The organism is Tenacibaculum jejuense, from assembly GCF_900198195.1.
GTDB classification, from domain to species: domain Bacteria; phylum Bacteroidota; class Bacteroidia; order Flavobacteriales; family Flavobacteriaceae; genus Polaribacter; species Polaribacter jejuensis.
Window position 1 is genome coordinate 3,316,772 of sequence record NZ_LT899436.1, and the last position, 13,518, is coordinate 3,330,289.

The 13,518-nt window shown below is 30.2% G+C and carries 10 protein-coding genes; 8 read left to right on the forward strand and 2 right to left on the reverse strand.

What is annotated here, in order from left to right; all coding sequences use genetic code 11:
- Positions 1 to 153 precede the first annotated feature (153 nt).
- The 8 genes from galK to galE all read left to right on the forward strand — a co-directional run bounded on the left by galK (position 154) and on the right by galE (position 12,342).
- On the forward strand, positions 154 to 1,278 hold the full coding sequence (gene galK, locus AQ1685_RS14470; RefSeq protein ID WP_095073303.1) for a galactokinase: 1,125 nt from the start codon (positions 154 to 156) through the stop codon (positions 1,276 to 1,278).
- Entirely contained in the window at positions 1,275 to 2,303 is a 1,029-nt protein-coding gene (locus AQ1685_RS14475) for a UDP-glucose--hexose-1-phosphate uridylyltransferase (protein ID WP_095073304.1), read from the forward strand. Before galK ends, AQ1685_RS14475 begins: the two co-directional genes overlap by 4 nt.
- A gap of 5 nt (positions 2,304 to 2,308) precedes the next feature.
- Complete coding sequence (locus AQ1685_RS14480; RefSeq protein WP_095073306.1) at positions 2,309 to 3,325, forward strand: LacI family DNA-binding transcriptional regulator; 1,017 nt, start codon at positions 2,309 to 2,311, stop codon at positions 3,323 to 3,325.
- Position 3,326: 1 nt separating this feature from the next.
- The gene (locus AQ1685_RS14485; RefSeq protein ID WP_095073308.1) at positions 3,327 to 4,337 is read left to right on the forward strand and encodes an aldose epimerase family protein; all 1,011 of its coding nucleotides are present in this window, start codon (positions 3,327 to 3,329) and stop codon (positions 4,335 to 4,337) included.
- Between the two features lie 418 nt (positions 4,338 to 4,755).
- On the forward strand, positions 4,756 to 7,845 hold the full coding sequence (locus tag AQ1685_RS14490; protein ID WP_095073309.1) for a SusC/RagA family TonB-linked outer membrane protein: 3,090 nt from the start codon (positions 4,756 to 4,758) through the stop codon (positions 7,843 to 7,845).
- Positions 7,846 to 7,857: 12 nt separating this feature from the next.
- The gene (locus AQ1685_RS14495) at positions 7,858 to 9,606 is read left to right on the forward strand and encodes a RagB/SusD family nutrient uptake outer membrane protein (RefSeq protein WP_095073311.1); all 1,749 of its coding nucleotides are present in this window, start codon (positions 7,858 to 7,860) and stop codon (positions 9,604 to 9,606) included.
- A gap of 6 nt (positions 9,607 to 9,612) precedes the next feature.
- A complete protein-coding gene (locus tag AQ1685_RS14500; protein WP_095073313.1) occupies positions 9,613 to 11,181 on the forward strand; it encodes a SwmB domain-containing protein in 1,569 nt (522 codons plus the stop codon).
- Positions 11,182 to 11,331: 150 nt separating this feature from the next.
- Positions 11,332 to 12,342, forward strand: a complete 1,011-nt coding sequence (gene galE / locus AQ1685_RS14505) for a UDP-glucose 4-epimerase GalE (RefSeq protein ID WP_095073314.1) — start codon at positions 11,332 to 11,334, stop codon at positions 12,340 to 12,342.
- A 146-nt stretch (positions 12,343 to 12,488) separates the two neighbouring features.
- Here galE and AQ1685_RS14510 read toward each other — a convergent pair whose 3' ends face one another.
- Both AQ1685_RS14510 and AQ1685_RS14515 read right to left on the reverse strand, forming a co-directional pair.
- Entirely contained in the window at positions 12,489 to 13,301 is an 813-nt protein-coding gene (locus tag AQ1685_RS14510; protein WP_157730241.1) for a hypothetical protein, read from the reverse strand.
- 79 nt (positions 13,302 to 13,380) lie between these two features.
- Positions 13,381 to 13,518: an alpha-amylase gene (locus tag AQ1685_RS14515; RefSeq protein ID WP_095073316.1), complete on the reverse strand. Its 138-nt coding sequence runs from the start codon at positions 13,516 to 13,518 to the stop codon at positions 13,381 to 13,383.

Below are 13,518 nucleotides of genomic sequence, written 5' to 3' on the forward strand. Positions count from 1 at the left end.
ATCAAAAAAACTACTAAAAAGGCGTTGTTCATTATTTTACAATGGATTAATAGAGGTTTGTCAAGTTTTTGTCAAGTTATTTTTTTACTACTACAACCTCCTTGACATATATTTACTTAACACATTTCTGTGTTTTAAAACTTTTCTTTTATTATGAATAAAAACGATTCTTATGATCTCGTGATAAAATCTCCAGGAAGAATTAACTTAATTGGAGAACATGTAGATTATAATGGTGGACATGCATTGCCTGCGGCAATTGATAAAGTAATCACTCTTAAATTTAAAAAAAACAACAGTAATGATGTTACTGTGTATTCTAAAAATATTGACAGCCAATTTACAATTGATTTGGCAAATCTTAATCGTAGTAATATAGAATGGCATAACTATATTATTGGTGTTATTTATTATATAAATGTTCTAAAACCAAAATCTGTACAAGGTTTCAATTGTTATATCGACAGCAATTTACCTTTAGGCTCTGGTGTTAGTTCTTCTGCCGCTTTAGAATGTGGTATTGCTAAAGGAATAAATGAACTTTTTAATATCGGTTTAACTGATACAGAAATCATTAATTTATCTAAAGATGCCGAGCACACAATGGTTGGTACCAAATGTGGTATTATGGATCAGTTTACTGTTGTTAAAGGTAAAAAAGATCATTTATTATTACTGAATTGCAAAACAAGTGAACACGAAACTATAAAAGTAGACTTCGGTGATTACAAATTAGTTTTACTAAACACCAATGTATCTCATAATTTAGCTACTAGTGAATATAATGTTAGAAGAAGTGAATGTGAAATTGCCATGAAAACTATTGGTGCAAAATATAATGATCTTGATTATTTGTGTGATGTTAAACCAGAAGTAGTTAAAGAGTTTAAAAACTTACTTCCTGAAAAAATATACAACAGAGCGCTTTACATTTCTAAAGAGAATCAACGAACACTTAAAGCCGTAGAAGCTATTAATAGAAAAGACCTTAATACTTTAGGAGAACTTTTATACAAGTCTCACGAAGGTTTAAGTACTTTGTATGAAGTAAGCTGTGAAGAATTAGATTTTTTAGTAAAATACACTAAAAAGTTTGATCAAATTTTAGGTGCTAGAATGATGGGCGGTGGTTTCGGTGGATGCACAATAAATCTTATTCATAAAGATTTTGTTGAAGATCTTATTGAGGAAATTTCAAACGCATATAGAAATCAATTTTCTATTGACTTAACTCCAATTGCTATTCACATTGGTGATGGTGTAAAAAAACAATCATGAAGATATACGAACAATCACACAGAAGATATAATATTTTAACCGACGAATGGGTTTTAGTTTCTCCACACAGAACTAAAAGACCATGGCAAGGAAAAAAAGATACTCCAACAAGTTTACCTAAAATCGATTACGATCCAGACTGTTATTTATGTCCTGGTAATACTAGAGCTAATGGAGAGATAAATCCGAACTACGATTCTACCTTTGTTTTCACAAACGATTTTGCAGCATTACAACAAGGTGTTGCAGAGGAAGTTTATGAAGATGATATGTTAAAGGCTAAAACAGAATCTGGGATTTGTAAAGTTGTTTGTTTTTCTCCTAACCATTCTTTGACACTTCCTTTAATGGAAGTTGAAGATATCACCAAAGTCGTACAATTATGGAAAGAAGAATATACTGAATTAGGTAGTTTAGAAAAAATCAACCATGTTCAAATATTTGAAAACAAAGGCGCTATTATGGGATGTAGTAATCCACATCCTCATGGTCAAATTTGGGCACAAAATTCAATTCCTGAAATCGTTCTTAAAAAACAAGATCAACAGTTAAAATATTACAACAAAACAGGAAGGAGCTTACTTGAAAGTTATATTCAAAAAGAGTTACAATTAGACGAACGAATTATTGCAAAAAACGAACATTTTGTTGCATTAGTTCCGTTTTGGGCAGTGTGGCCATATGAAGTTATGATTGCTCCAGTACAACATTACAGTAGCATTAAAGAACTCAATACAGAAGAAGAAATTTCTTTCGCTAAAATCATTAAAGAAGTAACCATTCGATACGATAATTTATTTGAAACTTCTTTTCCTTATTCATCTGGAATTCATCAAAGTCCTACAGATAAGGCGCATCCCGAATGGCATTTCCATATGTCTTTTTATCCGCCGTTATTAAGATCTGCTGAAGTTAAAAAGTTTATGGTTGGTTATGAGATGTTTGCTAATCCGCAACGAGATATTACTGCCGAACAAGCAGCTAATACATTAAAAGGATTAAGTGATAAACATTATAGTTTATAGAGCAAATGAGTAATCAAGTTACACTTAAAGACATTGCCAAAATTTTAAATGTTTCTGCTTCAACTGTATCCAAAGCTCTGAATGATAGTCATGAAATAAGTCAACAAACCAAAGACAATGTAGCCAGAATAGCCAAATCTTTAAACTATATTCCTAATGATATAGCTAGAAGTTTAAAATCCAACGCTACAAAACGTATAGGTGTTATTTTACCTAATATTGAAAGTGATTTCTTTGCTAAAATTATAAGAGCTATAGAAGAGGAAGCAACGAAAAGGAATTATAAAATTCTTATTATCTTATCAAATGATATTCTTAAAAAAGAAATAGAAGGTGTATCTATTTTATTAAATGGTAGTGTTGATGGTGTAATTATTTCCTTGGCTCAAGAAACAGAAGATTTACAAGAGTTTTCTCACTTACAAAATTTCAATCAAAGAAAACTACCGGTAGTAATGTTCGACAGAGTTTGTCATGAAATTGATTGTGATAAAATTACTATTGATGATTTTGAGGCTACTTATGAAACTACAAAGTACTTACACCACAAAGGTTGTAAAAACATCGCTTTCTTGTCTACAATTTATCAGACTAGTGTAGGAAAATTAAGAAAAAAAGGATATTTAAAAGCTAATGAAGATCTTGAAATTGATAAAAATTTAGTTATTGAAATTCCAAACTACAAAAAATTCAATTCTATTTTAAAGTCTCATTTAAAAAAACACAGTATCGATGCAATTATTACTTCTGATCAGTTATCAGCCATTTGTGCTTTAAAAGTGATACAAGAAAACGGTTTCAAAATCCCAAAAGATATTTCAGTTATTGGTTTTACTGATGGACTTGTTCCTCAATATACAATTCCTTCATTATCTATTATTGATCAAAACGAAGAAAAAATGGGAAAGTTAGCTTTGAAAACTTTAATCAATAGGATAGAAAATATAACCGAAGAAGAATCTATTGATTTTTCTCATGAAATTCTAAAAACCAATTTAATTCAAAGGAAATCATCCTTATAAAATGAACATTCAGAAAACAGCAACAATTATACAATCTTCTATTAAACTCACTAATAAAAATGGAATGGAATTAGTTATTAATCCATTCGGAGCAACTATAATCAGTTTAAAGGTACCTAATAAAAATAATCAGCTTACTGAAACTATTCTGAACTTACATACTGAAGAAGAATATTATAATGAAACTTATTTAAAAGAAAGAATATATTTAGGAAGTACTGTTGGCAGATATGCTGGACGAATTTCAAATAAATCTTTCAGAATTGATGACGAAGTTTATGAGTTATATCACGACAATAATTATATTCATTTACATGGTGGAAAAAATGGTTTTGACAGAAAAATGTGGAATGTAAAAGAAATTCTAGAAAATGAGGAACGCTCTGAACTTACATTAAGTTATGAAAGCAAACATTTAGAAGAAGGTTACCCAGGGAACTTAAACTGTAGTGCAACTTTTATTTTAACAAATGAAAATACGGTACACATCATATATTCAGCAATAACAGATAGAAAAACTCATGTAAATCTTACGAATCATAATTATTATAATTTGAATGGAAATGATTCAATATTAGAACATAAATTACAATTAAACTGCGATCAGTATTTAGAAGTTGATAAAAATTTAATTCCTTCAGGAAAATTACTGGACGTGAATAAAACTAAATACGATTACAGAAAACTAAAAACAATTGGAGAAAATAATTTTGAAGGATTGGACGATACTTTTATTTTCAATCAGAATGAAAACAAAATCATATTAAGTTCTGCTACATCAGGAATTCAAATGAAAATTTCTACAAATCAACCAGCAGTAGTAATATATACTCCTTTAAATTTCGATCATTTAAACCTCAGAAATGGTTCTAACTTTTCAAATTATCCAGGTATTTGCTTTGAAACTCAAAAATATCCTGATACACCAAACAACGCTCATTTTCCATCTACACTTTTAGAACCAGGAAAAGAATACAAGAACGAAACTACTCTTTCCTTTTCTTTGTTATAAAATCGAATATTTTTCTAAAAAAATATCAAAACTACTTTACCGTTTCAATTAATTTCTTAAAATTTGAAATGGTATTTTTTTATGAATACTAAAAATAAAGAATTGAAAAATCTTTAATTGATATATTTTTAGAAAAACTAACTGCATTTTATCTAAAAAAACATCAATATAGTGTTATTTAAAAACTAACAAATGATAAAAAAAGGCATCGAAAATTCCTTATAATAAAATTTATCGTTAAAAAAATAAAAACTCTACATTATACGCCAATACTGGTGTTTTATTGATATTCTTTATAAAAAACATAGTGTTTACACAACTAAAACGTTATTGTCAAGTTTTTATCAAGTGGTAATTTGAGAAATCAATTTATAATTTAACAATATTTGGATTCGATAATCAATAAAAAAACAAAAATATGGACGGATATTTGCGATATTCACATTTCAAAAATCCTTTAATTACTATGATCTTTTTGTTTCTTTTTGGGTACATCGGTGCTCAACAAATTAACGTAAAAGGACAAGTTGTGGATGAAGAAAACAACCCTCTACCAGGAACTAGTATAATTATTAAAGGTACAAGTAAAGGTGTAGAAACAGACTTTGACGGTTTTTATAATATAAACGTTGATGCTAATAATACGCTAATTTTTAGTTTTGTTGGCTTTAAAACTCAAGAAATAAGAGTAACTAAATCTGATGCTAATCTAAAGGTAATCTTAAAAACAGACTCCAACATATTAAATGAAGTAGTTGTTGTTGGATATGGAACACAACGTAAAAAAGAAATTACAGGTGCTGTAGCAAATGTAAAAGCAGAAAGTATAACAAAACTTGCTGTTCCTGATTTAGGAAGTGCGTTACAAGGTAAAGTAGCTGGGGTTAATATTCAAGCTGCAAATGGTAGACCAGGACAAGCAGCAAATATTCAAATTAGAGGTTTAGGATCTGTAAATCCAAATGCTTTAGGTCCTTTATATGTTGTTGATGGTGTTCCTTTTACAGATAATCCTAATATTGCCCCAGAGCAAATAGAATCTGTTGATATTTTAAAAGATGGTGCTTCTGCTTCTGTGTATGGAGTTAGAGCTTCTAATGGTGTAATTTTAATCACTACAAAAAAAGGTAAAAGTGGAAGAATGAAGGTAGATGTTAACGCATATACAGGTATTCAAAACATAACTTCTGGAACACCTTTAATGAATACAACTCAACAATTATTTGCAGAAGACACCAGATTAGATGCTATTGGACAAGAACCTCTTGTTTTCTTTTTTAATCCAAACGCTTTGGATTTTAATTCTGATTTTGTTGGAGACATCCAAAACAATAATGCATTAATTCAAAGTGCGAGTTTAAACTTAAATGGAGGAACAGATAATTTGAAAATAAATCTGAACAGTTCATACTTTGACCAAGAAGGAGTTATTATAAAATCTAGTTTCAGAAGAATTGCAAATAGATTAACTGCTGATTATAGAAAAGGAAAATTTAGAGCTTTTGCTTCTGTTGGTATTACACAAGAAGATACAGAAGAAGAACCTTTTGCTTTATACGAATTTGCAGTAGCTCAAAATCCTTGGCAACCAAGTCTTAGTCAAGTAGAAAATGTAGGACAAAACACTGTTTCTATTCCTGTTCGAAATGCTATTCTATTTAGTAATTTATCTAGAAACTTAACGAATATAGATGAAAGGGAAGTAAATGCTACAAACATTGCTGCTAACTTTAGTTACGAAATTGCAAAAGGATTAGACATTAAATTAAATTTAGGTAGAAATACTTGGGATTTCAGAAGAAAATGGTTCAGACCACAATATATCGTTAGAGATTTTAGCGGACAAATAAATCCAACTGCATCAAGATCGCAAGCACTTTTAGATCGATTTTTAATTTTTAATAAGAGAGAAACCTTAGAAGGAATTTTAAATTATAAAACCAACTTTGGTAACCATAATTTAAATTTCACAGGTGTAATTTCTTATGAAGAACAAGAAAGTCAAGATATTGCTACTGGTGTAATTTTCGATGAAAACGCAAGTAACGATATTCAAGTTTTAAGTGCTGGTGCAGAAGCAACAAGACCTAGAGAAGTAATTCAAAGAAATACTTTAGCTGGTAAATTATTAAGAGTTCAATACAATTACGATGATCGTTATTTGTTCTCTGCAAGTTACAGAAGAGACGGTTCGTCTAGGTTTGCACCAAAAAACAGATTCGGAAACTTCTTTGGTTTCTCTGCTGGTTGGAATATTCATGAAGAAGATTTCTTTAAAGTAGATTTTATCAATAGTTTAAAACTTAGAGGAAGTTGGGCTGAAGTAGGAAATCAAAATATTCCAAATTATGCTTTTACTCCTGTTATAGAATCTGGTGTTAATTATCCTTTTGGACCGAATGAAAGTTTAAATTTTGGTTTCTCTCAAAGACGTTTTGTTGATGAAAATATTCGTTGGGAAACTACTATTTCTAAAAATATTGGTATCGATGCCACATTCTTCAATAACAAACTTTCATTTACTGCCGATTATTATGAAAACGGAAGAGAAGATATGCTTTTAGAACAAAGACTTCCTCCTTCTTCGGGTACTTCTCAACCTGGTGGTGGAGCTGGTATTTTTGATGTACTAGTTATTAATGCTGGAGATATGATTAATGAAGGTTTTGAATTCGCATTATCTTACAGAGATGAAACTAAATTTGGTTTGAAATATAATATCTCTTCTACCTTTACAAGAAACCGAAATACTGTTACCAATTTAAACGGTATTCAAAGAGGTTTTGCAAATGGTAGACCTATTACTTCTCAAGGACCAAATATCGATTTTACAACATTCTTAGCAGTTGGTAGAGAAGCTGGGGCATTTTTCTTAGTTGAAAATGATGGCGTGATTAAAACTCAAGAACAATTAGATGCATATTTACCTATAGATAGTAGCGCTAAACTGGGAGATTTAATGTTTGTAGATCAAAACGGAGATAACGTAATAGATGATAATGATCGTGTTTATAAAGGCTCTGGTCAAGCAGATTTTGAAGTTGGTTTAGATTTTAGTTTTGAGTACAAAAACTTCGATTTATACGTACAGAACTTCTATTCTCAAGGAGCTGAAATTTATAATGGGGCAAAACTACATGCATACGGACAAGGAAGACATCGTGATTTATTCAATATGTGGTCTCCTCAAAATCCAAACTCAGATATTCCAACAGACAGAATTAGTGCTTTTCACAATAACGTAAGAGCTAGATCTGATTTCTTCTTAGAAGATGGAACCTATTGGAGAATAAGAAATATAACACTTGGTTATACAATACCTGGTTTAGAAGCATCAGGAATAGATAAAGCAAGAATTTATTTATCGTCTGTTAACCCTTTTACATTTACCAGATATACAGGTTTTGATCCTGAAGTTGGTGGTGATGGTATTTTTACTAGAGGAGTTGATCGTGGAGATTATCCTGTTTCTCGTCAATTTTCTTTAGGTGTTCAATTAAGTTTTTAAAAAATATTTATCATGAAAAAATTTAAAAAAACAAGTTTATTATCACTACTCATTTTAGCAATTAGCTTTGTAAGTTGTGATGAAGATGATTTCTTAAAGGAAGTGAATCCAAATGCTATTACAAGCGATACATTTTGGCAAACACAAGAACAATTTAATTCGGCATTAACTACTGTTTATGGAGCATTACAATTTCAGTCTATAAGTGGTGGACTTTTACAACACCAAATGGTTAGAGGTGATATTGCTGGTACAGAACCTTGGTATAGACCATTACAATTCCGAAACTTGACTTTTAATGATGGAACATTTTATGTAACAGACAAATGGAACGAATTGTACATTGGTGTATTTAGAGCCAATCAGGTAATAAATGAATTACAATCTGCTGATCCTTCAGTAATGTTTGCTGATAATAGTAAAGTAGAAATTGAAGCCCAAGCTCGATTTTTAAGAGCCTTCTTTTACTTTCAAATTGCTCATACGTACGGGCAGGGAATTATTCATACCACTGTTCCTGCAGCAGGAGAGTTCAATAAAGATTTATCTTCGATGCAAGAAATTACAGAGACTGTAATTAAACCAGATTTAGAGTTTGCTAAAGCAAATTTACCTCAATCTTGGTCTGATGAAAATTTAGGTCGTGTTACTTGGGGAGCAGCTACATCTTTACTTGGAAAAGTGTATTTGTATGAAGAAAATTGGGCTATGGCTGCTCAAAACCTTAAACAGGTAATTGATTCTGGAATTTATATGCTAACTCCTGAAATTCTTGATAATTTCAGACATGATACAGAGTTTAATTCTGAATCTATTTTTGAAGTAGTTTATAACGATGAATTAGCTCCCGGTATTGGTGGTGGAGCTGTTGATGATTTCCCTGGAGGTGTTGGTGCAGAAGCTTCTACTCTAGCAACTGCAACAGGTCAATTAAGTTTTAATGCTTTTAACACGGTTTTAGCTTCGTATTATTTACATGAAATGCTAATTAACGATGAAATAGATCCTGTAAATCCTAAAAATTCTTCAGGAAATGTTCACTCAGAAAGATTAACCGCAACAATTGCTCCTAGAAATGGTGAAGGTAATTATTACAATACTCCTTTTGGTGATAAACCAGGATGGGGATTCGGACAAAGTGCATATGTAAAAAAACATTCCAATTGGTATCATAAAGATCAAGAAGATGCTATTGAGTTTAGTGGTAGATCTGGAATTAATTTTAGACATATAAGACTTGCAGATGTGTATTTAATGTATGCTGAAGCTGTACTAGAATTAAACAGCGATGTTAAAACTGCTATTGAATATATAGACAGAGTTAGAGCTAGAGCTGGAGTAATTACCTTAAATCAATATTTAAATGATAATGGAGGAACTTTTCCTCAATTACACATTAGTAAACAAGTGCATGGTACTTTACCAATGGTTACTGCTTCTGTAGAAAATGTCATGACTCATTTACGTAGAGTTGAAAGACCTTCAGAATTATGCTTTGAAGGACATCGTTGGAATGATTTAGTACGATGGGGAATTGTTGCTGAAGTTTTTAGTGAACTTGCAGCCGATGAAGCTTGGAGAGAAGCAAATAAAGAAACTATTTTACAAGTTGGTAATGGCGGTGTAGCTCCTTTATTTATCGATGAAAGAATTAGACCAGATTTTATGGTAGCCAATAGCTCATATAATTCTAATCAGCACGATTATTTACCTATTCCTACAGGTGAGGTTCAAGCTAATGGTAATCTTATAACGAATTAAAATACAATGAAAAAAATTAAACTTAAAAATATTATTCCGTTACTTCTTATCTCTTTCACAGGGTCTTTTCTAATTCAATGTGATAAAGAAGAAACAGTATTAATTGAACCTAATCAAAGAGCTATTTTTACTTCTGAAATGGATTTTGATAACAGAGTTAATGTTAATCAAGATATTGATTTTGCTGATGCTTCTGCAGGAGTAGTTTCTAGAACTTGGACTTTTCCAGACAATGCTGTTGACATTGATGGATCAGACAATAATCAAACTTCTTCTAACAAAATAGTAAAAGCCTTTTTTAATCAACCAGGAACGTATAATGTAACTTTAAATCAAACATTTAAAGGTGATGTTTTAGCTAACGGTCAATCGACTGGTTCTAATGTAGCTGATACAACAATTGTTGTAAATGTATTATCTGAAGTGAATATTAATTTACGAGCAAATATTTTAAACGATGATGGTACTTTAGGTAATCCTTTAGTGATTGCTGATAATGCTGAAAATGAAGTTATAGCTAGTAAAAAGGTGCGTTTTTCGTATACTGTTGATGGTGATCCTGATATTTTTGATTGGACGTTTAACGGCGCATCTCCTGATACTTTTGATGGTTCAGATGTAGATGTTGATGTTACTTACAGAAGTTTAGGAGTTCACGATTTAAAGTTTATTGCTCGTAGAGATCGTCCTGCTGGTGGAGACACTATTTCAATAAAAAACCTAATTAAAGTAGTACCATCTACAGAACCTGTAAATTTAATTTCTGTTAATGAATTAGATGGAAAAATTGGTTTAGAATTCAGTAGAGATATGGATCCAAATAGTGCAACTGCTAGTCAGTTTAGTGTAACCTTAGAAAACAATGGAGCTACTATTCCAGTAAATATTACCAATATTGATGTTGACAGTAATTTTCCTAATATTTTAGTTCTTACGTTAAATGAAACTGTTTTTAGAGACGACGAGGTTACCGTATCCTATACTCCTGGTACTTTAGCAACAACAGATAGAGTAAATGCTGATGCTATTCCTCAAACACCTGTTGGATTCGATAGACTTGAAAATATATTAACTTCAATTTTAGATCATAGTTTCGAAAACAGTACGAATATAAATGATGAATGGCCAGACAATATGTGGGGTGGCATGTGGGCTAAGTATAATCGTAATGTTTCATCTATGAGAGCAAAAACTGGTACTAATAGTTTACTTGTTGAATACGAGCCAAACGGAGGCATGATTATAAATAGTGGACCTGCTACTATTCCAACAGAGCAAGGTCAGACTTATGAATTAGGTTTCTGGATTTACGTAGAAAGTTTAGGTAATAGTGATCCTGCTCAATTTTTACCAGAAATTAGATTCTTTGCTGATCCTCCTTTCCAAGAATTAGGTATTGTTTTCTTCAATGATACTTTCCCTACAGGACAATGGTTATATCAAAGTCTATTTTTTACTGCTAATAATACTGAAGATGCTAAATTACTTATTAGAGGATTTAATGAATTTAATCCAGAACCTTTAAAATTCTTTATAGATGATTTAACTTTAAGAAAAGTGAATTTGCGTCCATAAAAAACATAGAATTATTGTTTTCATATTGTATATAATTTTAACTACGAAATAAGTTGTTAAAAGGAATTTAAGTCTAAAAACTCTTTAGGCTTAATTTCTTTTTATAAAAGTTGAAAACGATTAATCAACACGAAAAACAAATAAGTTTAAATGAAAAATATTTTAGTAACTGGCGGCCTAGGCTTTATCGGTTCACATACTGTTGTAGAACTTCAAAATGCAGGATTTCATGTAATAATTATTGATAATTTATCAAATTCAAAAATCGAAGTTCTTAATAATATTGAAGAAATAACCAGTAAAAAACCTCAATTCTTCAATATTGATTTACGTAATAAAGAAGATGTAAAACATTTTTTTAATACTAATTCAATTGATGGAATTATCCATTTTGCGGCTTCTAAAGCCGTAGGTGAAAGCGTAAATAAACCTTTAGAATATTATGAGAATAATATCAATTCGTTGGTATATATACTTCAAGAAATGAAGACTCATACTATTTCAAACTTTATTTTTAGTTCCTCATGCACTGTTTACGGACAGGCAGATGAGTTACCTATTACAGAAAATTCCCCAATTAAACCTGCTGAATCACCTTATGGTAACACCAAACAAATTGGTGAAGAAATTATACGAGATACTTGTAAAGCTGACAACTTAAGTGCCATATCTTTACGATATTTTAATCCTATTGGAGCTCATGAGAGTATTAAAATTGGGGAATTACCAATTGGAGTTCCGCAAAACTTAATTCCGTATATAACACAAACCGCTTTAGGAATTCGAGAACAACTTTCTGTTTTTGGTGACGATTACGATACACCCGACGGTACAGCAATTAGAGATTATATTCATGTAGTAGATTTAGCCAAAGCACATATCGCTGCTTTAGAAAGACTTTTAAATAAAAAGAATAAAGAGAATTTTGAATTCTTTAATGTTGGAACCGGAAAAGGTAATTCTGTATTAGAGATTATTCAAAAATTTGAAACTGCTACGAATGTAAAATTGAATTATAAAATTACAAATAGAAGAGCTGGTGATGTTACCGCTGCATTTGCTGATGTTTCTAAAATTCAAAAAGAATTAAACTGGAAAAATGAAAAAACTTTAAACGAAGCTCTTATTTCTGCATGGGAATGGCAGAAGTCTGTGAAATAATTTAACTTCAAAAAAATTAAAAGCCTTACTAAAAATAGTAAGGTTTTTTTATTCTTTCAATTTTTATAAGATACTTTTTTCTACTAATTTTTGAATCTTAAAATAGTCTCTTCACTAATTATTTTTAATAAGTTAATATGAAGAAATTAAAATTCCATCTCATCACCTAATTCTTCAACTAAAAGTTTCGTAATAGAATAAGGAAAAACATCTGTAAAGAGGTAATAATTATTCTTAGATAATTCTTCTTTTTGAATTTTCAATAGAGTGCTTACATCTAGTGAAGAGCCTTCATTTGTGTACTTTACTATATCTTTCTTTCTATGTTTTAAACCTTTAGAAAGCCTTTTCCGATAAATATTAATATTCTTAGAAAAATCTAACTTCTCCCCTTTCGCTAAAAATAGAGCTTTAAAAATTTCAATATAATCGTCGTAATATATTTTTCTTACTCCCTTAAACCTATCGTTAAATAGTATATTTAACCATTTATTTAGTGTTTTTATATCAACCCCAAACTCACTAGCTATATTAGTTTTATTCGTTGAAAATAATTTTTTTTTGATGATCTCTTCCTCTAAGTTTAAAATTTTTAATTCACTTAAAAAGAAATTTCTAAAGGATTCTTTATTTTTTAGATAAAAATCATCAAATACGTTCCAATGTTCTTTGGGAATTTCACTTACAAGATCTTGCAACTTTTTATCTGAAGATAGTTTGATTAGATCAACAATACCTGATGCTTCAGTCATTCTTTTACTCAGTAATTTGAATAGAAATAATAAAGGGAAATTATTTTCTAGGAGTACATCAACTTTTTCTATTGTTTCTAAACTATTTATATTATTGTAGAAAAACTCTGCTAACCTAGTCTTATCTCCTTCAAAATAAAGGTTTGCTATCAACTCTATATTATAATCTATGAAAAAATTATTTTCTTGTGATTTTTTTTCTATCAATTCAAACACTTTCCCTATCATATCATAAATATAAAAAAGCTATTCATTTAAAAACAAATAGCTTTCTTGACATTTCTAATTATTTCCCTTGATAATTAGGGTTATTAGGATTCAATTGATTAGAGGTATTATTTAAACGACTTTGATAAATCGAGTTTACTCCACTAGTTCCTGAATTTGAATTATTAATGTCTGCGTTGTGATTTCTAATTCTCAT

Bases quoted from the DNA above. Each gene is read 5' to 3' on its own strand.
- galK (WP_095073303.1), top strand. From the start codon at position 154: ATGAATAAAAACGATTCTTATGATCTCGTGATAAAATCTCCAGGAAGA.
- AQ1685_RS14475 (WP_095073304.1), top strand. From the start codon at position 1,275: ATGAAGATATACGAACAATCACACAGAAGATATAATATTTTAACCGAC.
- AQ1685_RS14480 (WP_095073306.1), top strand. From the start codon at position 2,309: ATGAGTAATCAAGTTACACTTAAAGACATTGCCAAAATTTTAAATGTT.
- AQ1685_RS14485 (WP_095073308.1), top strand. From the start codon at position 3,327: ATGAACATTCAGAAAACAGCAACAATTATACAATCTTCTATTAAACTC.
- AQ1685_RS14490 (WP_095073309.1), top strand. From the start codon at position 4,756: ATGGACGGATATTTGCGATATTCACATTTCAAAAATCCTTTAATTACT.
- AQ1685_RS14495 (WP_095073311.1), top strand. From the start codon at position 7,858: ATGAAAAAATTTAAAAAAACAAGTTTATTATCACTACTCATTTTAGCA.
- AQ1685_RS14500 (WP_095073313.1), top strand. From the start codon at position 9,613: ATGAAAAAAATTAAACTTAAAAATATTATTCCGTTACTTCTTATCTCT.
- galE (WP_095073314.1), top strand. From the start codon at position 11,332: ATGAAAAATATTTTAGTAACTGGCGGCCTAGGCTTTATCGGTTCACAT.
- AQ1685_RS14515 (WP_095073316.1), bottom strand. From the start codon at position 13,518: ATGAGAATTAGAAATCACAACGCAGACATTAATAATTCAAATTCAGGA.